Annotated in this window: 26 protein-coding genes and 1 tRNA gene; 12 read left to right on the top strand and 15 right to left on the bottom strand. The window is 59.7% G+C overall.

Translation table 11 applies throughout. The annotated features are described in order from the left end of the window. The first annotated feature begins 319 nt into the window (after positions 1-319). The 4 genes from ACIQWP_RS05855 to ACIQWP_RS05840 all read left to right on the top strand — a co-directional run bounded on the left by ACIQWP_RS05855 (position 320) and on the right by ACIQWP_RS05840 (position 3,973). Complete coding sequence (locus tag ACIQWP_RS05855) at positions 320-823, top strand: cupin domain-containing protein (RefSeq protein ID WP_402783397.1); 504 nt, start codon at positions 320-322, stop codon at positions 821-823. Positions 824-1,035: 212 nt separating this feature from the next. Next, on the top strand, positions 1,036-1,884 hold the full coding sequence (locus ACIQWP_RS05850; RefSeq protein WP_402783395.1) for a MetQ/NlpA family lipoprotein: 849 nt from the start codon (positions 1,036-1,038) through the stop codon (positions 1,882-1,884). A 357-nt stretch (positions 1,885-2,241) separates the two neighbouring features. Then, complete coding sequence (locus tag ACIQWP_RS05845) at positions 2,242-3,327, top strand: methionine ABC transporter ATP-binding protein (protein ID WP_402783392.1); 1,086 nt, start codon at positions 2,242-2,244, stop codon at positions 3,325-3,327. Further along, positions 3,317-3,973 (top strand): methionine ABC transporter permease, encoded by a 657-nt coding sequence (locus ACIQWP_RS05840; protein WP_402783390.1) that lies wholly within the window; start codon positions 3,317-3,319, stop codon positions 3,971-3,973. The genes ACIQWP_RS05845 and ACIQWP_RS05840 overlap by 11 nt, the downstream gene beginning before the upstream one ends. A 61-nt stretch (positions 3,974-4,034) precedes the next feature. Here ACIQWP_RS05840 and ACIQWP_RS05835 read toward each other — a convergent pair whose 3' ends face one another. Both ACIQWP_RS05835 and ACIQWP_RS05830 read right to left on the bottom strand, forming a co-directional pair. Next, a complete protein-coding gene (locus ACIQWP_RS05835) occupies positions 4,035-5,066 on the bottom strand; it encodes a hydroxyacid dehydrogenase (RefSeq protein WP_402783389.1) in 1,032 nt (343 codons plus the stop codon). A 55-nt stretch (positions 5,067-5,121) separates the two neighbouring features. Next, positions 5,122-5,817: a DNA-3-methyladenine glycosylase I gene (locus ACIQWP_RS05830; RefSeq protein ID WP_402783387.1), complete on the bottom strand. Its 696-nt coding sequence runs from the start codon at positions 5,815-5,817 to the stop codon at positions 5,122-5,124. A gap of 260 nt (positions 5,818-6,077) precedes the next feature. On the opposite strand from ACIQWP_RS05830, the gene ACIQWP_RS05825 reads away from it, so the two are divergent. Next, positions 6,078-6,338, top strand: coding sequence for a DUF982 domain-containing protein (locus tag ACIQWP_RS05825; RefSeq protein WP_402783385.1), 261 nt, complete (start codon positions 6,078-6,080; stop codon positions 6,336-6,338). 115 nt (positions 6,339-6,453) lie between these two features. Here the strand turns inward: ACIQWP_RS05825 and ACIQWP_RS05820 are convergent, their stop codons facing one another. Continuing rightward, on the bottom strand, positions 6,454-6,612 hold the full coding sequence (locus tag ACIQWP_RS05820) for a hypothetical protein (RefSeq protein WP_402783383.1): 159 nt from the start codon (positions 6,610-6,612) through the stop codon (positions 6,454-6,456). Between the two features lie 75 nt (positions 6,613-6,687). On the opposite strand from ACIQWP_RS05820, the gene ACIQWP_RS05815 reads away from it, so the two are divergent. From ACIQWP_RS05815 to ACIQWP_RS05805, 3 genes are all read left to right on the top strand, one after another. Next, on the top strand, positions 6,688-6,945 hold the full coding sequence (locus tag ACIQWP_RS05815) for a DUF982 domain-containing protein (RefSeq protein WP_402783381.1): 258 nt from the start codon (positions 6,688-6,690) through the stop codon (positions 6,943-6,945). 368 nt (positions 6,946-7,313) lie between these two features. Beyond that, complete coding sequence (locus tag ACIQWP_RS05810; RefSeq protein WP_402783379.1) at positions 7,314-7,568, top strand: DUF982 domain-containing protein; 255 nt, start codon at positions 7,314-7,316, stop codon at positions 7,566-7,568. Between the two features lie 121 nt (positions 7,569-7,689). Continuing rightward, the gene (locus ACIQWP_RS05805; protein WP_402783377.1) at positions 7,690-7,941 is read left to right on the top strand and encodes a DUF6074 family protein; all 252 of its coding nucleotides are present in this window, start codon (positions 7,690-7,692) and stop codon (positions 7,939-7,941) included. 5 nt (positions 7,942-7,946) lie between these two features. Here the strand turns inward: ACIQWP_RS05805 and ACIQWP_RS05800 are convergent, their stop codons facing one another. Next, a complete protein-coding gene (locus tag ACIQWP_RS05800) occupies positions 7,947-8,273 on the bottom strand; it encodes a hypothetical protein (protein ID WP_402783375.1) in 327 nt (108 codons plus the stop codon). Between the two features lie 359 nt (positions 8,274-8,632). On the opposite strand from ACIQWP_RS05800, the gene ACIQWP_RS05795 reads away from it, so the two are divergent. Further along, positions 8,633-8,887: a PilZ domain-containing protein gene (locus tag ACIQWP_RS05795; protein WP_402783373.1), complete on the top strand. Its 255-nt coding sequence runs from the start codon at positions 8,633-8,635 to the stop codon at positions 8,885-8,887. Between the two features lie 285 nt (positions 8,888-9,172). Further along, positions 9,173-9,424 (top strand): DUF982 domain-containing protein, encoded by a 252-nt coding sequence (locus ACIQWP_RS05790; protein ID WP_402783372.1) that lies wholly within the window; start codon positions 9,173-9,175, stop codon positions 9,422-9,424. 170 nt (positions 9,425-9,594) lie between these two features. Here the strand turns inward: ACIQWP_RS05790 and ACIQWP_RS05785 are convergent. From ACIQWP_RS05785 to ACIQWP_RS05750, 8 genes are all read right to left on the bottom strand, one after another. Next, positions 9,595-9,671 (bottom strand) — tRNA-Met (locus tag ACIQWP_RS05785). Positions 9,672-9,833: 162 nt separating this feature from the next. Next, complete coding sequence (mnmA, locus tag ACIQWP_RS05780; RefSeq protein ID WP_402784354.1) at positions 9,834-11,033, bottom strand: tRNA 2-thiouridine(34) synthase MnmA; 1,200 nt, start codon at positions 11,031-11,033, stop codon at positions 9,834-9,836. A gap of 271 nt (positions 11,034-11,304) precedes the next feature. Further along, on the bottom strand, positions 11,305-11,958 hold the full coding sequence (locus ACIQWP_RS05775) for a CDP-alcohol phosphatidyltransferase family protein (protein WP_402783370.1): 654 nt from the start codon (positions 11,956-11,958) through the stop codon (positions 11,305-11,307). Continuing rightward, positions 11,948-12,364, bottom strand: a complete 417-nt coding sequence (locus ACIQWP_RS05770; protein ID WP_402783368.1) for a hypothetical protein — start codon at positions 12,362-12,364, stop codon at positions 11,948-11,950. Before ACIQWP_RS05770 ends, ACIQWP_RS05775 begins: the two co-directional genes overlap by 11 nt. Continuing rightward, positions 12,361-13,311, bottom strand: coding sequence for a phosphatidate cytidylyltransferase (locus tag ACIQWP_RS05765; RefSeq protein ID WP_402783366.1), 951 nt, complete (start codon positions 13,309-13,311; stop codon positions 12,361-12,363). The genes ACIQWP_RS05770 and ACIQWP_RS05765 overlap by 4 nt, the downstream gene beginning before the upstream one ends. A gap of 2 nt (positions 13,312-13,313) precedes the next feature. Beyond that, positions 13,314-13,961 (bottom strand): lysophospholipid acyltransferase family protein, encoded by a 648-nt coding sequence (locus ACIQWP_RS05760; RefSeq protein WP_402783364.1) that lies wholly within the window; start codon positions 13,959-13,961, stop codon positions 13,314-13,316. A 208-nt stretch (positions 13,962-14,169) separates the two neighbouring features. Beyond that, on the bottom strand, positions 14,170-15,765 hold the full coding sequence (gene serA / locus ACIQWP_RS05755) for a phosphoglycerate dehydrogenase (protein ID WP_047629134.1): 1,596 nt from the start codon (positions 15,763-15,765) through the stop codon (positions 14,170-14,172). 144 nt (positions 15,766-15,909) lie between these two features. After that, complete coding sequence (locus tag ACIQWP_RS05750) at positions 15,910-17,088, bottom strand: phosphoserine transaminase (RefSeq protein WP_402783361.1); 1,179 nt, start codon at positions 17,086-17,088, stop codon at positions 15,910-15,912. Between the two features lie 265 nt (positions 17,089-17,353). On the opposite strand from ACIQWP_RS05750, the gene ACIQWP_RS05745 reads away from it, so the two are divergent. Then, the gene (locus ACIQWP_RS05745; protein WP_402783359.1) at positions 17,354-18,139 is read left to right on the top strand and encodes a glycosyltransferase family 25 protein; all 786 of its coding nucleotides are present in this window, start codon (positions 17,354-17,356) and stop codon (positions 18,137-18,139) included. A 10-nt stretch (positions 18,140-18,149) separates the two neighbouring features. Here ACIQWP_RS05745 and ACIQWP_RS05740 read toward each other — a convergent pair whose 3' ends face one another. Further along, positions 18,150-18,971, bottom strand: a complete 822-nt coding sequence (locus tag ACIQWP_RS05740) for an outer membrane protein (RefSeq protein WP_402783357.1) — start codon at positions 18,969-18,971, stop codon at positions 18,150-18,152. Between the two features lie 245 nt (positions 18,972-19,216). Beyond that, positions 19,217-20,068 (bottom strand): outer membrane protein, encoded by an 852-nt coding sequence (locus ACIQWP_RS05735; RefSeq protein ID WP_402783355.1) that lies wholly within the window; start codon positions 20,066-20,068, stop codon positions 19,217-19,219. 319 nt (positions 20,069-20,387) lie between these two features. Between ACIQWP_RS05735 and ACIQWP_RS05730 the strand changes: the two genes are divergently transcribed. Then, complete coding sequence (locus ACIQWP_RS05730; RefSeq protein WP_402783353.1) at positions 20,388-20,948, top strand: SH3 domain-containing protein; 561 nt, start codon at positions 20,388-20,390, stop codon at positions 20,946-20,948. Positions 20,949-21,039: 91 nt separating this feature from the next. Here the strand turns inward: ACIQWP_RS05730 and glmM are convergent, their stop codons facing one another. Further along, positions 21,040-22,392 (bottom strand): phosphoglucosamine mutase, encoded by a 1,353-nt coding sequence (gene glmM, locus ACIQWP_RS05725; protein ID WP_402783351.1) that lies wholly within the window; start codon positions 22,390-22,392, stop codon positions 21,040-21,042. Between the last annotated feature and the right edge of the window lie 352 nt (positions 22,393-22,744).

Here is a 22,744-nt window from a genome sequence, read left to right as displayed (position 1 = left end):
TTTCAATTGGAAGTCCGACGCATATATGAAAGTCAATGGTCTCCTCCGGAGACCCAAGCGCTGCTTCTTCAGTTTGGCGCACCTGAAAAGGGGCTTCGGCGCGGCAAACCATCTTATGACCGGCGCAACGCGGGACGCACACGAAATGTTCCCACCGGTCATGTAACTTGATCAAGTCTATAGATTAATCTCGACTTGAAAAGCCTCAATGATAACTTTCTGCAATTCTCTTTATTTTTGAATGGCTTCGCGTAGTATGAAATTGCTGTGTGCCGGTGGAAGACACGCGAATCTCTCTCCGAAGGGCAAAAGGAACACCATGTGCGGCGATCATGAACATGAGCATCAGGATGGCCACGATCACGACCATCAACCCGTCGATTGGCGCGAACACGGCATCAAGATCATCCCTGGCAATGCGCTCGACCCGAATACCGCGCAGACACCCGGCATGAACCGCGCGACCGCGATCAACCATGCACGCGCGGGTGCGGAAAAAATCTGGGCCGGGACCGTCACGATCCACGCCAATGCCAAGACCGGCGCCCACCATCACGGCGATCTCGAAAGCATTATCTACGTCGTCAAGGGCCGGGCGCGGATGCGCTGGGGCGACCACCTGGAATTCGTCGCCGAAGCCGGCCCCGGCGATTTCATCTTCGTGCCGCCCTATGTTCCGCATCAGGAGATCAATGCCAGCCGCGATGAAACGCTGGAATGCGTTCTGGTCCGCTCCGGCCAGGAGCCGGTGGTCGTCAATCTGGATATCGAACCGATCGAAAAGCCGGAAGAAGTCCTCTGGAAAGACCCCATCCATCGCTGATACGCCCAAGTTTTAGGCAAATGCCTATTTTGCCGCATAAGTAATCTACAGTATTTGTAGAAAATTAGTTTGCTCTTTTGCGTTGCACTGAAAAGAGTTTTTCAGAACTGCAGCGCACAACGCATGATCCTGCTTCGCGAACCGAACGCGCGTCTGAGATGATCCAACCGTCAACGAGAAAACGATCTCGATCATCTGGAACAGGATTTCCCATGACTGAAAAGCTTTCTAGAGGTTTGGACGCGCTGCGCCTTTCCCGCCGCACCGGCCTCGCCGCCATCTTTGCCTCCGCTGTCGCCGTATTCGGCTTGACGGCAACCGCACCGCAGACCTTCGCTGCAGACAAGACGATCAAGGTCGGCATCATGAGCGGTGAGGACGAAGACGTCTGGCGCGTGGTGGCTGCTGAAGCTGCCAAGAAGGGCCTGAAGGTCGAGCCGGTCGTCTTCAATGACTACACCCAGCCGAACGAGGCTCTTGAGCGCGGCGAAATCGACGCCAACGCCTTCCAGCACAAGCCCTACCTCGACAACCAGGTCAAGCAGCACGGCTACCACATCGTCGTTGCCGGCTATACGGGCATCTGGCCGATCGGCCTCTACACGAAGAAGTACAAGACCGTCGCCGAACTTCCGAAGGGTGCCGCCATCGGCGTGCCGAACGATCCGTCCAACGAAGGCCGCGCACTGCTCGTGCTGCAGCATGAGGGCATCATCAAGCTCAAGGATGGCACCGGCATCCTCGCCACGACCGCCGATATCGCGGAAAATCCGAAGAACGTCGACATCAAGGAACTGGATGCCGGCATCGTCGGCCGCTCGATCGACGATCTTGACGCAGCTGTCGTCAACACCGACTGGGCGCTGAAAGCGGGTCTCTCGGCGAAAGACCGCATCGCGCAGGAGCAGACGAACGACAATCCCTACCGCAACTTCATCGCCGTCAAGCAAGGCAGCGAGAATGAAGCCTGGGTCAAGACGCTGGTCGCCTCCTACCAGAACGATACCGTCAAGGCGGCATTCGACAAGGTCTACAAAGGCACGGGCCAGAGCGCCTATTGATATCAAGACGGCGCTGAACGGCGGGCGGTCGGGGCATCTTGCCCGGGCCGCCTTTAGCGTTTCCCCGATTTTGGGATGTGATGAAGTTTATAGTTGGTTATGGAGTTCGAGGAAGGTACATACCCCCCCTTTGTCACTTTCGTGACATCTCCCCCACAAGGGGGAGATCGGAAACTTGTGGCAAGCCATCGCCAGAAACGAACATCGCATCTGCTGACGCCTGGCTGATTTATTTCACAGAGTGCGCGGCATACTCCCAACGATCTCCCCCTTGTGGGGGAGATGTCACGAAAGTGACAGAGGGGGGTACAATGGCCTCCACAACCAGGAAGTATGCCTTTTTAAGAAGAGACGAGCATGAATTCTTTCACCCCAGCCACATCAATCGACGGGCAGGCGCCGCCTGAGCGAACGGCCGGCGACGAGATCGTCCGCCTGGTCGATGTGCGCCGCCGGTTCGGCGCGACGCCGGCGCTGGACGGCATCTCGCTGACCGCACGCCGCGGCGAAATCGTCGGCATCATCGGCCGCAGCGGCGCTGGCAAATCGACGCTGATCCGCTGCCTGAACGGGCTGGAGCGTGCCGATAGCGGCGAGATCCACATCGAGGGCCGCGATATAGCCCGCCTTTCGGAGAAGGAGCTGCAGCCACTGCGCCGCCGCATCGGCATGGTGTTTCAGCATTTCAACCTGCTGTCCTCCCGGACGGTCGAGGACAATATCGCCCTGCCGCTGAAGATCGAAGGCGTCGGCAAGACCGAACGGCTGCAGCGCGCCCGCGAACTGCTCGAACTCGTCGGCCTCGCCGACAAGGCAAAGGCCTACCCGTCCGCACTGTCCGGCGGCCAGAAGCAGCGCGTCGGCATTGCCCGCGCCCTTGCCGCCCGGCCCGCCATTCTCCTGTCGGACGAAGCGACGTCGGCGCTCGACCCGGAAACCACCCGGTCGATCCTGGCACTCTTGAAGGACATCAACCGCAAACTCGGCCTGACAATCCTGCTTATCACCCACGAGATGGAAGTGATCCGCTCGATTGCCGATCGCGTCGCGGTCATAGACGCCGGCCGCATTGTCGAAGAAGGTTCGGTCTGGACTGTTTTCGCCAACCCGGAAACGGAGATTGCGGCAAGCCTGCTCAGCGGCGCCCGTCCGCAGCTTCCCGAGCATATCGCCGCCCGCCTTTCCCCGACATCAGGGACCGAGGCGATCCTCAGCGTCGATCTTGCCGGCCCTGCCGCCCAAGGCGCGCTCTTTGCCGAGCTTTCGGCCGCTCTTCCCCGCTCTTTCCGGCTCGTCCATGGCGGCATTGACCACATCCAGAACCAGCCCGTCGCCCGCTTCTTCGTCGCCGTGCCGACGCGCGACGCGGCCTTGCCGGCGCAGGTCGCCGATTTTTTGAAAGCCCGTTCCGCCCGGGTGGAGGTTCTAGGCTATGACAACTGACGTAATCCTCGGCCTGCTTTGGCGCTCCTTCTGGCAAACGATCTGGATGACGGGCGCATCCGGACTTCTCTCCCTCATCATCGGCCTGCCGCTTGGCCTTGCCCTCGTCGTCACCAGCCGCGGCGGCATCGCCGAGCAGGGTGCGATCAACCGCGTCCTGGGCATCCTAGTCGACGGTTTCCGCGCCGTGCCTTTCATCATTCTGCTCATCGCCCTCATCCCGCTGACGCGCCTGATCGTCGGCACGGCGCTCGGCACGACGGCCGCGATCGTACCGCTGACCATCGCAGCCATCCCCTATTACGCACGTGTCGCCGAAGTCTCGCTGCGCGATGTCGATCGCGGCCTGATCGACGCCGTGCGCGCCATGGGCGGCAATCGCTGGACCATTGTCCGCGAGGTACTGATACCCGAAGCCATGCCCGGCATCGTCGCCGGCTTCACCGTGACCATGGTAACGCTGATCGGCGCTTCCGCCATGGCCGGCACGATCGGCGGCGGCGGCCTCGGCGACCTCGCCATCCGCTACGGCTACCAACGCTACGAAACCAACGTCATGATCGCCGTCGTCATCATCCTGATCATTCTGGTGTGGGGTATGCAGTGGCTCGGCGATCGCCTGGCCACCCGGCTCGATCGCCGCTAGTCCAGCGATAGAAATCCATCCCCGACGCAGAGAGACACTCGCCGGGGATGGACACCAGCCATCAGTTGCGCGTCACCGGCTTTGAGCGCATGCGTGATACCGTTTCCCGCTCGGCGCGCTTGCTGCGCATCGGCGGCAGGCCGCGATCCATCAGATCCATGTCCTCCAGCACCATCTCGCCCATCTTCTTAAAGGCACTGTCGAGCGCGCCGGCACGATGTGCCGAACGAAGGAAGCCCTTGAGTTTACGCACAGGATGATCAAGACCGAGCGGCTCCTCGGGATAGACGTCGCTCGCCGCCACGATATGACCGGAGGCGACCGCGGCCATCAACGCATCGAAATCGACGACATCGGCGCGACTGAGCAGTATGAAGGCAGCTCCCTTGCGCATCCTCGCAAAGGCTTCCGTGCCGAGAAAACCCTTGTTCTCGCTGGTGACGGAGGCAACCACGAAAATGAAATCGCTGTCGGACAAGACTTCGTCCAGCCCCGCGGGCTGAACGCCATGCTCCCTCAGGATCGAAGGCGGCATCCAGGGATCGAAGACTCTAATATTGGCCCGGAAACCGCTGAGAACCCGGTTCAGCGCCTTGCCGAGATCGCCGAAGCCGACGATGCCGACATCGCTGCCCGAAAGCAGCCGGGCGCTGGCATTGCCGTCGCCGCCCCAAAGTTCCCTGCCCTCGCGGAAATCCCGATCGGCGTCAGCGATCCCGCGCGCCAGGCTCAGAGCAAATCCGAGGCCGATCTCCGCGACCGGCTCGGCGAAGACCAGACCCGTGGTGACGACATGAATGCCACGTTCGAACAGCACCTCGTAGGGCATGTTGTTGATGAGGTTGCTCTCGACATTCAGGATGCAGCGCAGCTGCGGCATGCGGTCGAGCGTTGCCCTCGACAGGGGCGGCTGGCCGATGATGTAGCGTGCCTCGCCCAGCACCTCGTCGCCCAAATCGGCGATATTGTCCGCGTCCGCCTCGACCACGCGATATTTCTTGCGAAGGAGCGACAATGCGTCCTTGGTGAAGATGAGCTCAAGCGAGCGCGGTTCCGGCGCGCTGATGGCCAAGGGTCTGCTGTCGGTCGTCATTCTGTTTCTCCCTGTGTCGGGACGCGATCCAACATCATTCGGGGTAACAGATCAATCAGGCCTCATCTTCTTCTCCAGGCATACCGACGGAGAAGGCGCAAATGCGCGAGAGATGGGTGAGCGGAAGGCCCGTCTCCGTATGCCAGGCATTGAACTGATCCTGGATCAGCCGCAGGTCCTTCTTGGTGGGCTTGCTTTCCGAAATCGGCACGCCGGAAAGCCTGAGGCAGACGAGAACGTCATGGCTCATGACGAAGCTGTCGCGGCCGATCGCCCGCAGCAGATATTGTCCGGTCATGCCGCCGAGCCGGTTCGCCTGCTTGTCTAGAACGGCAAGCAGGCCGATCTGATCTTCCAGCGGCCAGTCGGCGAAGAAGCGGCCGGCGCTGCCGTGTTCGTCGGCAAGCCGGCGGACGAACTGCGCATTTGTTCGTACCGACATGATCTTGGCGCCGTTGCGGATGATGCGTTTATCGGACGTCAGCTCATGCCAATAATCATCCGGCGCGAGATTGAGGAAGGCCGGATCGAAATCGGAAAAGGCAGCCTCGAAGCCCGGCCATTTGGAATCGATGATGTTGCGCACGAAGCCCGCATAGAAGATGTAGCGGGTCATCTCCGACAGGATGCGATCATCGGGCAGAGCGCGCAGGGTCTCGTGGTTCGGCGCCTTGGGCATCAATGCCCGCAGCCCGTCGGCACCGCCCTTGCGCTTCTCGGCCCGCTCCTTGATCTCCGCAAAGCTGCCCATCATTCTCTCCCGTCGACCATGCCGCGCGACAAGTTTTTTACGATCTCATTGCTCCATGCAAGTAATCTCCGTGCAATGATTCAATGTGAAAAACACAGTCTTGGAAGTGACGTATCGAAAGTTGATCGCGTCAGCGTCTGAATTGATTTTCCCGGCGATTGAAACAGTTTCGAACTGCTCCAGATATCGACTTGAAATTAACTAGAGATTTCACGCACCGTAGCGTTAATTTCGGCCGCGTCGGATCGGAGCCTCCTGCCATGAATAACAAAGACTGGAATTATCCCATCATGGTCATCTGCAAGCGCACCGGAAAGGTCTACACGGTCGCCAACACGAAAGAAGCGCTGGACATGTTGCTGAACGCATGGCCCGTGGCGGAGGGTAAGGCCTTCATGATGGCCCTGCAAGTCTGTGCCGACGTCGAAAGAGGTCAGGGACACTCGCTGGAAGCGCGCAACAGCTTCGTTGCAGCGGCGTCCGAGGCCGGCGTTCCCCTCGAAATGCCGGTGGTCCAGTAGAATAAAGCGCCTTGTCCGAGCCTCATTCACGAATGAAACAACTGCTTGCCTCATTGAGGGATGGCTTGGACATCTGGTCGGTGGAAGCTGACGCGGCCAATCCATGATCGTCGCATTATTGGCAGTCATTGTCCTTGCCGTCTTCCTTCGCGGCGTGTTGCGCGCCGTTTTCATCGGATTGGCGCTCCTTCTCGCCCTTCTCCTGCTGATTGCCATATAGTCTGGCCGCCGCTCCGACCTGCTTGTAGCCGCTGCACTCCCGCAAGGACGGCATCGATCGATTTTCCGGAATTTGCGAAACCTTTTGTCGCGACAGAAGTTTCGATCACAATGTCGGAGCATCATTGAAATGAACATCATCTTTAATACCGGCGAAGGTCACTGGCCTGAGCCCATATATCTGCGCATCGGCTATGGCATGCCGGAAGCAATCCGAAGTCCGAAGGAGGCCCACAGTCATCTCCTTTTCCGCTGGCCGGCCATAAGAGGCGAAAAATATAGTTCGGCCCGAAGTCTCTGTCTTGAAGCCGACGTCGATCCCCTTCTCTGTGAGAAAGCCAGGACGGTGTTCATCGAGGCCTGCATCGAAGCCAGCGTGCTGGACTAAACTGCCCCTACGCGTTGGACCCGCTGTCGACCCTGGGCGCGCGCAAGGCGTCCTTGGTTCGCACACCCTTCGTTGACGGCATTCCTTGCAAAGATCTGGAGCGACGCTTGTCATAGAACTCGGTCGGCGCAAGGCCACCGAAGCTGCTGCGCTTGCGTGTCCGCGAAGCTCTCCAGGACCCATTCAGCTTTGCGAGAATTGTGTAATAATCCGACAGGAGAGCAACCATCGCGGGAGTAAGCGGCCTATATTTGCTCGCCAGGCAGCGGGGAACGAAACCAGCTTCGATGACACCAGGCAGAGAGCGCTCGATCCGGAACGTTTCTTGCTGTGTTACCGAAGCATGAATGTTTCGGAGGTAATACGTTTTGAAACGAAACACTTTACGGCCATTTCCAGCCATCACGCTTGTCATGGGAGAGAATGGCGGAACCCGCCGCGTCAATTCGGTGCATCAGGCCGCGGAATTGCTGTTGGAATATTGGCCAGTGGAAAATGGCGAGGAATATGTCGCGGCAGTGCGCATCTGCCTCGAAGCGATGCTTGGCGCCGTCCCGCCCGAAACCGTAAGAGAGGCCTTGATCAAGGCCGCACGGGAAGCAGGCATATCCGTAATGCAGTGAAATTACCCCGCCCTTCCCGCACAACGCGGGATCTCTCTGACATTATTCACTTTTTATGAACGAGTGGCGGCGATCTTGCCAACAGAGGCAGGCGATTCGCCCTGCCAATGACGGAGAGAATATGTCGCTTCTACCATTCCCGGCCGACAGGCGTACCAGTGATGTCAGGCGGTGTGCCACAGCCCTGCAACAGCTTCAAGGCGAGGCGGCAAACCGCTTCTGGCGTTCGGAAATGGCAAGCTTTGCCACCGCCTTGCGCGAACAGGGAATGGAAGACGGCGAAATCTCGCGACAGGCAGGTCTCTTCATGCATGCGGTTCAGATGGAGTTGCAACTCGCCTTCGCCGAAGAAGAACTGAACGCCTCTGCTTGACGGGGTTATTTCGGCAATCTGCAAAATGCGATGGATTTGTCGCCGCTGGTCGGCGACTTGATCTGCACGGTCCATTCTCCGTTGGGAAAATGAAACCCCTTTGACGACACTACGCCGGTGATCTGCGCACAGGCCTTTCTGGCGTCGGCGCTCGGCAAGTCTATCGTCGCCACAACGGCGTATCTCCGGCTGGAAACCTGACACGGCGCAGTAAACAAGCCAGTATTGTCGATCATCTTGCAGACCCGGTACGCATTGCTCACGGTATCGTCTGCTGCCATTGCGGAACTGGCGATCACCAGCAAGGTGGCCGCCGCCAAAAACAATCTCATTGAAAACCCCGATCCCCTATGGCGGCACGGTGACAGAGCGTGTTTCGTCTTGCAAGACATGTTGCATGCATTTGCGATGACGTTCAGAAATATAACGCAAATAAAGACTACTTGTTCGCTGGAAAGAATAAGCGCGGATTGGCGGGGAATACCAGGCTGAAGCTGAGTTGGCGCTCCCGCGCACGACAGCCACCGGATTCGAAGCAGCAACTACCCTCCACCAGCAGATTTGAGGGGTGATATCTCGCAGTCCCCAGTAAGCCTTTATGCAGGAAAAGCGCTCGCCAAGCAGGACCATATTAACTTATTTGATATTAGAACATAACAAATTAGTAAAACAGCGACCCGGAACCAAAGCGATGACCGAATCCTCGCCAGAAGGCCGAACATCCGTACGAAAGCGGACGCTTCTCGGAGCCAAGATCATCTTCAACGACGGACACTCGGTCTTCGATTGCCTCGTCAAAAACCTGTCCGATACCGGCGCGATGATTCAGATCGAAAACCCGCTCTCGGCCCCGAATGCCTTCAATCTGCGCCTCTCCGACAACAGGCTGATGGCCTGCGAAGTTCGCTGGCGAAAGATCAACAGCATGGGCGTTCAGTTCGTTTAGCCACATCGCTATCGGCCGGCTATGATCGAACAGCCATCCTGTGCGACGATAGACATCACTGCGTCTCATTGTCGAAGGAGCTTCAGTGTCTTGCGTCCGCGATAGAGACGGACTTCAACTCAAGACCCCTTCGGGAAAGGACAGACATTGATTCCGTTTGTCTTGTCACCCCGCCCTCCCCGAAACATTCCTGCGAGCCTCTGCCCCAAGAGAAACCACCTCGCCACGCGAAATGAATCGGCCTATGAGACAGGCAACAAGCATACACGAATTCGAGGGTTTTCCGTGACGCAGAGAAAATGGAGCAAGGCGGTCACCATCGCCCTTGAGAAACCGGAAGAATGGGTCGTCATCGATACGACCCAGGCCGCCAGCTGGGCGCTCATCGAAGATTGGCCGCTTGAAGAGGCCCCCGCGCTGGACCAAGCCTTGTCCGTCTTCGCAGATGTGATCAGCGGCAAGCGCACTCCCGAGCAAGCCCGGCTCGCCTTTATCGAAGCGGTCAAAGAAGCTGGGATACCAATGAAGGAGGACTGAGGCCCCGACGCGCCCATGATCTGACGATGTTCCGCATCGAGATAATCGGACAGAATCCGCCATGCCAGCGCAAGGCAGGTGGAAAATACCGTTACGAATAAACGCTTGCCAAACAGCGGTCGCCAGCGAAGAACTATTAGGCGTAGGGGCTGAATTTCTGGGGGTATGTATGGTAGCGGAGGAGGGATTTGAACCCCCGACACAAGGATTATGATTCCTCTGCTCTGACCTACTGAGCTACTCCGCCACGCCGCGTTTGATGTTGACATCATACGCAAAGGTCAAACGAACCGCCGCTCGAAAAGCGTTGGCCCGTCGGTTGAGCGGCTTATAAGGTGCGGTTCGGCTTGGTGTCAAGCGGATGATTTGGAAAAATCAGTGCTTTCTCTTGCGCCGGCGCCATCTCTCCTCAGGCAGCCACCGGGCTGGCGAGCAAAGCCTTCAGAGAAGCTTCCGCCATCGGCTCGCGTTCCGAACGTTCGATGAAGCCGCCGCCATAGACGCGGGCGTCGTCGCCCGGTGCCGAGTAGAGCGCGCAGGCCTGCCCCGGGGCGACGCCTGCCTCGCCGATCGTCAGGTCGACATAGATGCCGCTGGCATCGATATGCAGCACGGCCGGAGACGGCGCGCGAGTGGAGCGGACCTTGGCGAAGCAGGCAAAGCCCTCGCCGGAAGCCGCCTGCGACAACGGCTCGTCGCCCAGCCAGTTGACATCGCGCAGATAGACGCGGTGCGTTTCCAGCGCTTCCTTCGGGCCGACGATGACGCGGCGCGAGCGGGCGTCGAGATAGACGACGTAGAGCGGCTCACCGGTCGCAACGCCAATGCCGCGGCGCTGGCCGATCGTGTAGTGCAGGATGCCTTCATGGTGCCCGAGCACGCGGCCGTCGAGATGAACGATCTCGCCGGCAAGCGCTGCATTCGGCTTCAGTTTGGCGATCACATCGGAATACTTGCCCTGCGGCACGAAACAGATGTCCTGGCTGTCGGCCTTCTTGGCGACGACGAGGCCCATCTCCTCGGCAAGTGTGCGTGTCTCGGCCTTAGGCATGCCGCCGAGCGGAAAGCGCAGGTAATCGATCTGCTCCTGCGTCGTCGCGAAAAGGAAATAGCTCTGGTCGCGATCGGCATCGGCCGGGCGATAAAGCGCACGGCGGGCAGGATTATCGGCGGAAGGGTTCGGGCGTGAGCGAATGTAATGGCCGGTCGCCAGCGCATCGGCGCCGAGTTCCTTGGCGGTCAGCAGGAGGTCCGCGAACTTGACGGTCTGGTTGCAGGCCACGCAAGGGATCGGCGTCTCGCCGGCGACATAGCTCTCGGCGAAGGGATTGATCACCGTCTCGCGGAAGCGCTTCTCATAGTCGAGCACGTAGTGCGGGATGCCAAGCGTCTCGCAAACGCGGCGGGCATCGTCGATATCCTGGCCGGCGCAACAGGAGCCGGCGCGATGCACGGCGGCGCCATGGTCATAGAGCTGCAGCGTAATGCCGAGCACATCATAGCCCTGCCGCTTCAAAATGCCGGCGACGACCGAGCTGTCGACACCGCCCGACATGGCGACGACGACGCGGGTATCTTCCGGCCTCTTGTCAAAATCCAGTGTATTCACGGTCGTTGCCGCCAGTCTTGAACGATCTTCGATGCTGCCGAGCGGGATGACGTTTCTTCGAAACGTCGTCACGCTCTCTTCATTTGATTTCGCATGATCTGATCCAAAAACTGCTGCACACTTTTTGGGGTCATGCTTGTCACCGCCGGATGCCATGCAAAAACGGCGAATTTTCACGCGGGGCCAGTGGCCGCTCTTTGCAGCCAGCCTCAATTGTGGACGGATATAGAAAGGATTGCCATTCCATGCAAGGGGTGGAGCGAATCGCGAATCACTCCTTTGCCTTCAGATGCCGGATCAGATTGCCCGCGCGCCGCAAGACTGTCATCGCCGATCCGATGGCGACGATCCAGAGCGCGATCGTCAAAACCCAGCTGCCGCCGCTCCAGAGAGCCTCGAGGATAGAGAGGAGTGCGGCAGCCGTAGCGACCGCCATGCGATGCTGTTTGGCCATCGGCCCGCCGAAATCGCTCGGGTTGCCGGTGGCCCGGCCAAGCTCCCGGACATAGGCCGTCAGCACGGCAAGGGCGGCAGCCGCCCAGCCGAGCCCCGGTGCGGCGATGCCATAGCCGATACCGGCAAAAATCAGGATATCGGCGATGCGATCCGGGAATTCGTTCCAGAACGGTCCGTCGGCCTCGCCCTTACCGCCCTCGACCGCCACCATGCCGTCAAGCAGGTTGCAGAGCAGGCGAAATTGGCAGAACAGGGCGGCAAGGATCAGCAAGACCAACCGCGTCCCGACACCGCCGGCAGTGCCGGAGAGCCAGAACGAGGCCCCAGCCAGTGCTGCCATCGCCATGCTCGCCTGCGATATCTGGTTCGGCGTCACCGAGAGCGCCGTCATGCGCCGCGCCAGGGCCTGCGCCCATCGCGTATTGCGGCTGGCCAATGGCCGCCTGTCGCCTGTTGTCTCACCCGTCATGGCCCTCACCTGTCATTCTTGGACGCCTCCCGCCGGAAATCGAATAATTATAGATTGCCGCATAGCTTGATGACACCAGCAGCGGCACGGCGATCGTCTTCAAGATCTCCGGTGTGCCGCTCAAGGCATGGATCGTCATCAGGATCGCCGCCGAGCCGAGGCACGCGATCAGCGGCGGCGCCCAGAGGGTCGTAAAGCCGCTGAACCGCCGCGACAGAGCCTCGACCACGGACTTCAGAAACAGCGTCAGGCAACCCGACAGCACGCCCTGCACGAGGCCCGATATCAAAGGCCGCGGCATCGGATACGCACGATTGGCAAAGACGGCCCAGCTACCCATGGCAAGGAATGCGAAAAGCACATGCACGACGCTGCTGCCGGCAAGCGCTTTCAGCCGGCCGGTCATGACACGGACCACCAGAAGCGAACGAGGTGGAAGAAGATGGGCGCCGAGAAAACGACCGAGTCCAGCCGGTCGATCAGCCCGCCATGGCCTTCGATGAGATGGCCCCAGTCCTTGACGCCGCGATCTCGCTTGATTGCCGACATCACGAGACCGCCGAAGAAGCCCATGATCGTGATGACGAAGGCCAGCAGTCCGGCTTGCAGCGGCGTGAACGGCGTCACCCACCAGAGCGCAGCGCCGATCAACGAGGCGCTGACCACGCCGCCAACAAAGCCCTCCACGGTCTTCGATGGCGACAGCCGCGGCGCGATCTTCGTTTTCCCGAAAAGCTTGCCCCAGACATATTGCAGGACATCGCTCAGCTGGACGACGATCACCAGGAAGGCGATCAGCAGCACGTTGCGGCCTTCATAGCCGGGAATATGCAGCGTCAACAACGCCGGCACGTGCGAGGCGCAGAAGACGCAGATCATAAGCGCCCATTGTATTTCGGCAATGCGCACCAGGAAGCGTTCGGTATCGCCGCGCAACACCGCGATGATCGGCATGAACAGGAAGGCGTAAACGGGAATGAAGATCGAGTAGATGCCGTATTGCTCGGCCCAGAGCAGATAATATTGCACCGGCAGGGCGACGAAGAAGGCAGCAGCAAGCGCCCAATGGTCGGCCCGCTTCGTGTTGATCAGCGTCACGAACTCGCGCAGCGCCGCAAAGGAGCAGAAGGCAAAGAGCAGGATGACGCCGGCCCGGCCAGCCACGAAGGCGATGCCGATCAGCACCACCATCACCCACCAAGCCTTGATACGCGCATTCAGGTTTTCGATCGCGGCATTCGACCCATCGGGCGACAGGCGCTGCTGCAGCACATAGCCGATGATCGAGGCGACGATCAGCACGCCGAAGATGCCGAGAACGAGATGGATCAGATCGGCGCTGGCAGCACTCATGCTCAGTCTCCCGCCCGCTTCGGCGCGAGCGCCAGCAAAGCCGATTGTGCCCTCGCCAGGAAATCCGCCTTCTCCTCTGCCTCGCCGATGTGCAGGGCCTCGCCGAACGTGACGGTGCAGATCAGCGGAATGGGCACGAACTCTCCCTTGGGCATGACCCTATTGAGATTGTCGATCCAGACGGGAGCGAGGTCGATATCCGGGCGTGCCTTAGCAAGGTGGAAAAGCCCGCTCTTGAACGGCTGCAGCGGTTGATCGGTCAGATTGCGCGTGCCTTCCGGAAACAGGATCAAAGAGGAGCCAGCGTCGAGTGCCTGCGTCATCTGCGTGACCGGGTCCTCCTTGCGTGCCTCACGATCCCGCTCGATCAATACGGCATTGAAGACGTCCCGGCCGATAAAGCTATTCAGCGGCGATTTCAGCCAATAATCGGCGCCCGCCACCGGCCGGACGCGACGGCGCAATCGAGGCGGCAGGACAGTCCAGATCAGGATGAAATCGCCATGGCTGGAATGATTGGCGAAATAGATGCAATGGCGAGTGCGTATGCCGCTCTCAGGCCATATCGCCCTGACTGCCGTGATGGCCCGCGCAAACAGCACGATCGCCACGGAGGCAGGCTTGGCCAGCCACTCGATCGGCGTGCCCATTCCTTCCCCGAGAATGTTCTTCCGCAAAGCCTCCATGACACAAGAGATAGGCGCGTTTGGTCGGCCTCGATAGTCTACGAGCCGACCTTATCCACAACCCGTGCAATTACGAAGAAAGCCCGGCGCAACTCGCGTTGCGCCGGGCTTTCGGATTGGCTCTTGGCAGGAGCGAGCTGCGTGGTCGCCGCCCTTCAGAAGACGGGCAGGCTCAGTCGACGTTGAACACCAGCGGCTTTGCCTGGCGGATCGCCTGATGCGCCGTGAGCTTGGCAAGCACGTCGTCGCTGATCGGGCCATCGACATAGAGGAGCGCGATGGCATCGCCGCCCTGCTTGTCGCGACCGAGCTGGAAGTTGGCGATGTTGACGCCGGCGGAGCCGAGCGCCGTGCCGATGAAGCCGATCATGCCGGGAACGTCGGTGTTGGCGATATAGACCATGTGATTGCCGACATCCGCATCGAGGTTGATGCCCTTGATCTGGATGAAGCGCGGCTTGCCGTCCGAAAAGACCGTGCCGGCAACGGAGCGCGTCATGCTGTCGGTGGTGACGGTCAGCTTGATATAGCCGTCATAGACGCCGGTCTTGTCGCGCTTGACTTCGGCAAGCACGATACCCTTTTCCTTGATCATGATCGGCGCCGAGACCATGTTGACGTCGGCAACCTGATTGCGGATCAGGCCGGCGAGCAACGCGCTCGTCAGGGCTTTCGTGTTCATGTTGGCGGTGACGCCGTCGTAGAGGATCTCGATTTCCTTGATCGGCTCTTCGGTGACCTGACCGACGAAGGCGCCGAGAACATCGGCAAGCTTGATGAAGGGCTTCAGGATCGGCGCTTCTTCGGCGGTGATCGAGGGCATGTTGATCGCGTTCGAGACGGCACCCTTGACGAGGTAGTCGGCCATCTGCTCGGCGACCTGCAGAGCGACGTTTTCCTGCGCTTCTGTCGTCGAGGCACCGAGATGCGGCGTGCAGACGACGTTCGGCAGGCCGAACAGCGGGCTTTCCTTGGCCGGCTCGACTTCGAAGACGTCGAAGGCGGCACCAGCGACATGGCCTGATTTGATGGCAGCGGCGAGAGCTGCCTCATCGACGAGACCGCCGCGGGCGCAGTTGATGATGCGGACACCCTGCTTCATCTTGGCGATAGCGCTGGCGTCGATGACGTTGCGGGTCTTGTCGGTCAGCGGCACATGCAGCGTGATGAAGTCGGCACGGGCGAAGAGTTCGTCGAGCTCGACCTTGGTCACGCCCATTTCCTCAGCGCGCTCCTTCGACAGGAAGGGGTCATAGGCAAGGACATGCATCTTCAAGCCGAGAGCGCGGGCAATGACGATAGAGCCGATATTGCCGGCGCCGATGATGCCGAGCGTCTTGCCGGTGATTTCGACACCCATGAACTTCGACTTTTCCCACTTGCCGGCCTGGGTCGAGGCGTCGGCAGCCGGAAGCTGGCGGGCAACGGCAAACATCAGCGCGATCGCATGCTCGGCCGTCGTGATCGAATTGCCGAACGGCGTGTTCATGACGATGATACCGCGGCGTGAGGCGGCCGGAATATCGACATTGTCGACGCCGATACCGGCGCGGCCAACGACCTTGAGGTTCTTCGCCGCTTCGATGATCTTCTCCGTCACCTTGGTGGCCGAACGGATGGCAAGGCCATCATACCTGCCGATGATTTCGAACAGCTTGTCCTTGTCCTTGCCGAGCTGCGGCTGGAAATCGACTTCGACGCCGCGATCGCGGAAGATCTGAACGGCGGTTTCCGACAGTTCGTCGGATACGAGAACGCGAGGTGCCATGGTAGGCCTCCTGAAAAAGATCGGGTAAGACAAGCAATCCAGGAAAAGTGCGAAGCGGTTTTCCGTCCGGAATTGCGTGAAAATAAAAAGAAGTTCGGAATGCTGGGCTCCGCCCTATAGGCGGAGCCATGAACGCTTAAGGTCTCAGGCAGCAGCCTGGGAGAGCGTCGCCTTCTGCGTTTCGAAAGCCCAGGCGAGCCAAGGCATCAGCTTCTGCATGTCGGAAGCTTCGATCGTCGCACCTGCCCAGATGCGCAGACCCGACGGGGCATCGCGGTAGTGACCGACGTCAAAAGCAACCGCTTCCTTTTCGAGAAGCGCAACCAAGCCCTTGGCGAAATTCGCCTGACCGTCCTCATCGAGAGCGGCAACATCCTTGTCGACGATCTTCAGGCAGACCGACGTGTTGGATTCGGTCTCGGCCTTGACGGCGAGATTGGCGATCCAGTCGTTGGCGGCAACAAAGTCATGGATGACCTTGGCATTGGCATCGGCACGGCCGATCAGCGCCTTCAGGCCGCCGAGATCCTTGGCCCAGAGGAGAGCGTCGATATAATCTTCGACGCAGAGCATCGAAGGCGTGTTGATCGTCTCGCCGGTGAAGATGCCTTCAATCAGCTTGCCGCCGCTGGTCATGCGGAAGATCTTCGGCAGCGGCCAGGCTGGGACGTAGGTGGTCAGGCGCTCGACGGCGCGCGGTGAAAGGATGATGACGCCATGTGCGCCCTCGCCGCCCAGAACCTTCTGCCAGGAGAAGGTGACGACATCGAGCTTGGCAAAATCGAGGTTCTGAGCGAAGGCGGCCGAAGTGGCGTCGCAGATCGTCAGGCCCTTGCGGTCGGCCGGGATGAAATCGCCGTTCGGAACGCGCACGCCGGAGGTGGTGCCGTTCCAGGTGAAGACCACGTCGCGGTCGAAATCGACGGTGGAAAGATCGGGTAGCTCGCCGTAGCCAGCTTCAAGTTTGCGGACGTCCTTGAGCTTCAGCTGCTTGATGACATCGGTAACCCAGCCGGCGCCGAAGCTTTCCCACGCGAGCATATCGACGCCGCGTTCACCGAGCAGAGACCACAGCGCCATTTCGACGGCGCCGGTGTCGGAAGCGGGAACAATGCCGATGCGGTAATCCGCCGGCACTTCCAGAATTTCGCGAGTGAGGTCGATGGCCTGCTTCAGCTTGGCTTTGCCGACCTTCGCGCGGTGCGAACGGCCAAGGGCCGCGTCGGAAAGAGCGTTAAGCGTCCAACCGGGACGCTTCGAGCATGGACCAGAAGAGAAATGGGTATTATTCGGACGTATGTCCGGCTTGGCGAGCTTAGTCATAACGCTATCCTCTCAGATAGAAAGCCCTTCGTTGGGGAAGGGTGTCCCGCCGCCGGATATATTGGAAGCCGCCCGCAAGTGCAATGGTAAAAATTGCAGGTGGTACTCCATCACAAATTCGTGCGAGATTTTTGATGGCACGCAAGTCACGCGCAATGGAAATAAGCCAAATTTAACGCCACAGAATCTGGTTTCTATGTTGATGCGCAATCATATATGGCTTGGCGCTCGCCGATTGCGCCGATGGAAATAACAAGTGTGCTCGATGTCCCTAACTGCGCTCGCCGAAACCTCTTTCACGCCTCTGCAGACCATTCCGGTCTATCTTATCAATATCGACCGGGCAGCAGAACGGCTCGCGGAGATCCAGCGGCAGAGCGATGAGTTCGGCTTCCGGTTCGAGCGGGTCGATGGCGTCGATGGCGCCCTTGTCCCGCGCAATCAATGGATCGACGTCGATCACGATCGCTTCCAGCGCCGCCACGGCCGCACCATCCTGCCCGGTGAGTATGGCTGCTATCGCAGCCACCTGCTGGCCCTGCACCGGTTTCTGGCGAGCGGCGACGAAATGGCTGTCATCATCGAGGACGATGTCGCCTTGGATATCGATTTCCTCGCACGCGCCATAGCGGCGAAGGAAGCAGCGCCCAGCGCCGGCCTGGTCAAACTCGTCAATCACCGCTGGAATGGCTTCCGCGCCATGACGCGCAGCAGAATGGGAGATGTGGTCGGTCGCTGCCTCTTCGGCCCGCAAGGTTCGACGGCCTGCTATCTCGTCACGCGTGAGGGCGCCGAAAAGATCGTGAAATCGCTGGCCATCATGTCGCTGCCCTGGGATGTGGCCGTGGAGCGCGGCTGGGACATGCGCATATCCATCGTCAGCACGCGCGCAAACATTACCGGTTTCAGCCGGCTGCAGAGAACGACCATGATCGGCTGGCGCCGCGATTATCGCGCTGCCAAATCCTCTGCATGGCGGCGCATACCCGCTCACATCTTCCGAACCTTGGATTTCTTCCGGCGCATCGCCTACGTGCTGACAACGCCGTAGGCATCCACCCCTACCAGGTGGTGATCCGCAAGCCGATGCGAATTTCATGGCGCGATAGTGCGCCGTCGTGGCCCGTCGCACCCCCGGCGCTGGCCGTCGAATCGCCGAACATGTCGCCACCCGCGATATGGGAGAAGCGATAGCCAAGATCGACCTTGATGTTCGGCGCCACCTCATAGGCGACACCTGCCATCAAGGCGTAGGTCAGGCGCCAGTCGCTGTCACCGGGATAGCGCGCACTGACCGAAGCAGCACCGCCGCAGCCCACAGCGCCATCGACGCAGGAGCCGATGGTATTGACGCTGCTCCAGGAAACGCGCGTGGCGCCGAGACCGGCGCCGACATAGGGCGTGAAGCCTGCAAGCGTTCCAAGATCGACATAGCCGTTGACCATCAGGCTGCCGGCCCTGAAGGAGGAACGCGCTTTCGTCGAACATCCTGTGCCGCCCACCCCTCCGGAACAAGGTGCATCGCTCGAAATGCTGCCATTGAAATCACCGCTGAAGAGATCGCCGGTGACGTCGGCACGAAAGAGATCGTTGAACTGGTAGCCGACGCCGAGGCTGCCGGAAAAATCGCCCCCGAAGCGAGTCGAATCAAAGCTGTTCGAGCTGTAATCGCCGCCAGTCGGATCATAGGCACGAAACCTCGTGTCGGTGCGGCTGGCGTTAACCGCATAGCCGACGTCGCCGCGCACATACCATCCCTTGGCATCCTTGACGCTGACCTCGGGCATCTTGATCTCCGGCGGCGCAGCATCGGCCGCGATGGCAACACCCGCCGATGCGCCTGCCATCGCCGCGGCCAGCGCCAAAGCGTCAAAACGGATCATTACCCCTCGCCTTCCATCCTCAGGCTGACGCCAGCGCGTCAAGTCGGCCGGCCTGCCCTTATCTGCGACGCCCCTCAAACGGGAGTTCGATCAGGGAAAGCCGCCATTCTCATTTCATTAACCATAGGGAATTCATGGTTAATGAAGCTTTAAGGCGGCGGAGAATTGCTTAACGGGACGGACAAAAAGCGAAAAGCCGTCCGGAGGAAACCGGACGGCTTTTCAGTGGCTTGTATGGAGATCGCTTACTTGTAGACCGGTGGCTGAACCGGAATGTCTGCCGGCGGCATGTAGCTTGCGGTCTGGCAGCCGCCGAAGGTGTAGCGGGCACCGATGCGGGCTTCGTGCAGGTTCAGACCCTTGTCGTAGCCAGGACCGCCATTCTCGTTGTAACCGAACATGTCGCCGCCCTGAACGTGGCGGTAGCGATAACCGACGTCGGCCTTGAGGTTGCAGGTCAGGTCGATGGAGGTACCGGCCATCAGCGCGTAGGTGAAGCGCCAGCTGCCACGGCCGTTATGCGTGACCGATCCGTCGCATGAATCCGGATTGGCGTCGGAGCAGGACGTGTTCTTCAGATTGCTCCACTTGACATAGGTGCCGCCGAGACCGCCACCGACATAGGGAGTGAAGATGCCGTAGGTGCCGAGATCGACATAGGCGTTGGCAAGCAAGCTGTAGGCGGTCAGGGACGCCAGGTCACGGGAGGTCGCCGGCACGGCCGTATAGCCCGGACCGCAACCGCCGCAATCGCCCTTCGTCGAGCCCTTGAAATCGGACTTGAAGAGGTAGTCGAGCGTCAAGTCCGTGCGCAGGTAGTTGTTGATCTGGTAACCGACACCGCCACCGAGCGTGACATTGCCATCGACCTTTGCGCTGTTGAAATCGACCAGGCTGGAATTGGAGCCCTGGAAGTAGTTGGCGCCGCGCAGGTTCGTGAAGGCATAGCCGACATCGCCGCGCAGGTACCAGCCGCCGGATTGGGCGACACTTACCTCCGGTGCCGGCTGGACGGGTTCCGGTGTATAAAGATCAGCGGAAAAGGCCGACGTGCCGACAAGCAAAGTGGCAAGTGCCCCGATCAGGGTTTTCATCATGGCTTTGGCTCCAAATTTCTTGCCCTTGGCACAGCAAATGCTTGCCAACTGAAAAGACATGACAAGGATAATGATGAAAAGGAGTTAAAACCTGATTAACTACGAATATTTACCCTGTTTATTCAGGAGTTATACTTTATTTTATATATTAGCAAACCAAGATTTTTAAATAAAGAGAATGAGATACGCTCGCCTGCATCCTTGCTTTCTCCACCATGGCGCGGGAGCTGCGGATATTCTGAAGCCGGCTTTCTAAACCAATTGGCAAGAATCGAACCATTACAGTGCCGCGGCCGGGAGATAACTCAGGAGGAAGTCGTTGACTTACCGTCGAACAATATGGGCCGGCTTGGGCCTTGCTTTTGTCTTCCTGAGCTCCGCCGCGCTGGCCGGTACGATGCCGGCAAAGCCGATAACAGCCACGGTTACGGCCTGGAACAAGGGGCGCGAAACGGGCTTGCCGATCCCGCGCTATGTTTCGCTGAGAGCCCATAAGGCGCGCATGCGCGTGGGACCGTCGACGATCTATGCCACGAAATGGATCTATACGAAGCCGGGCCTTCCGATGGAAATCATCGACGAATACGGCCATTGGCGGCAGGTCCGCGACGATACCGGCGTGACCGGCTGGATGCACAGCGCCCTGCTTTCCGGAACGCGCACGGCCGTGATCGCGTCCTGGCTGACGAAGAATGCCATGCTGCGCGCCGATCCCAATCCGGCCGCAGGGGCAATTGCGGAACTGCAGCCGCGCGTACTGGTTTCGCTACAATCCTGTACCGGAACATGGTGCCGCGTTTCCGTCCGCGAGCATTCCGCAAAAGGCTATATCAGGCAGGACAAGCTCTGGGGTGCCTATCCCGGAGAAATGTTCCAATAGGCCGGCACATCACTCCGAGGCCTGAAATACTATGGCCGCCCCGATAGGACGGCCATAGCATTATATCCGCAATGACTTCTCTCCCGCCTGTTCAGGCGGCCGAACGCACACTTGAGATTACGTCGATCAGCCCGCCGACGATACGCTCGATCTGGCCGCGATCGTCCCCTTCCGCCATGACGCGGATCAGAGGCTCGGTGCCGGACGGGCGGATCACCAGGCGACCGCTGCGGGCAAGCTCGCTTTCCGCATCGGCGATTGCCTGCCGTACCTGAATATCCTCCAGCGGCTTGCCACCGGAAATGCGGACATTGCGCAGCAGCTGCGGCACCGGATCGAAACGGCGACAGACTTCGCTGACCGGCTTGCCCGTACGCTTCACCGCGGCAAGGATCTGCAGCGCGGCCACGAGACCGTCGCCCGTTGTACCGTAGTCGGACAGAACGATGTGACCGGACTGCTCGCCGCCGACATTGTAATTGTGCTGGCGCATATGCTCGACGACATAGCGGTCGCCGACGGCAGTACGGGCAAGCGACATGCCGCGCTCTTCCAGGAAGCGTTCCAGGCCGAGATTCGACATCACGGTCGCAACGATGCCGTTGCCGCGCAGCGTCTGGCTCTCGGCCCAGCTTTCGGCGATGACGGCCATCAGCTGGTCGCCATCGATGATCGTGCCGGTTTCATCGACGATGATGACGCGATCGGCGTCGCCATCCAGCGCGATGCCGATATCGGCGCGCACTTCGTCCACCTTCTTCTGAAGGGCGACAGGGCTGGTGGAGCCACAATTCAGATTGATATTCGTGCCGTTCGGTTCGTTGCCGATGGTCACGACCTCGGCGCCAAGTTCCCAAAGGGCGGCCGGGGCAACCTTGTAGGCCGCACCATTGGCGCAGTCGATGGCGATCCGCAGCCCCTGCAGCGTCACATCGCGCGGCAGCGTGCGCTTGGCATGCTCGATATAGCGGTCATGGACACCGTCGATACGCTTGGCGCGACCGATATTCTCGGACTTGGCAAGATGTTCCGACATGTCCCTGTCGAGCATGTCCTCGATCTTCATTTCCAGATCGTCGGAGAGCTTGTAGCCATCGGGGCCGAAGAGCTTGATGCCATTATCTTCATAAGGGTTATGCGAGGCGGAAATCATAACGCCGATATCGGCACGCAACGAACGCGTCAGCATGGCCACCGCCGGCGTCGGGATCGGGCCGAGAACGAAAGCATCGACACCGGCCGCGGTGAAGCCCGCCACTATCGCATTTTCCAGCATATAGCCGGAAAGACGCGTATCCTTGCCGATCACGACGCGATGACGATGACTGCCTCGATGGAAGATCGTGCCGGCAGCGATACCCACGCGCATGGCAAGATCCGGCGTCATCGGATAGATATTGGATCGACCGCGAATTCCGTCAGTTCCGAAATAACGACGTTTCATATGCACTCCTGTCGTTGCCGCGTCCTCGCAAGGATTGCGGCGGCACCGATATCGCCGCTTCGAAACCAGCGACACTACCAACATCGGTGCTCGTGGCTCATGCCACAGATCGTAAAACTCGGCACTTAAATTACCGAGAACGCCTATTACAACGCGTTACCATTAATAAGCACTAAAAAACTGTATCGGGTCGAGATGAACAATAGTCCAATTCACAGCCAATGCCGTTCGCATTACTTCGCCCTGATACCGCGATTGCCGTAAGCCTCGGCCGGCACCCGAACGTTACCTGCCTTTGGCGCTCGCAAAGCAAAAGGCCAGCCACCCGAAAAAGGTGGCTGGCCTCTCAACC

The sequence above is a fragment of the Rhizobium sp. NPDC090279 genome, from assembly GCF_044769665.1.
Taxonomy (GTDB): Bacteria; Pseudomonadota; Alphaproteobacteria; order Rhizobiales; family Rhizobiaceae; genus Rhizobium.
Note: the sequence above shows the minus strand (reverse complement) of the source record. Positions and strands in the feature narration are given on the sequence as shown.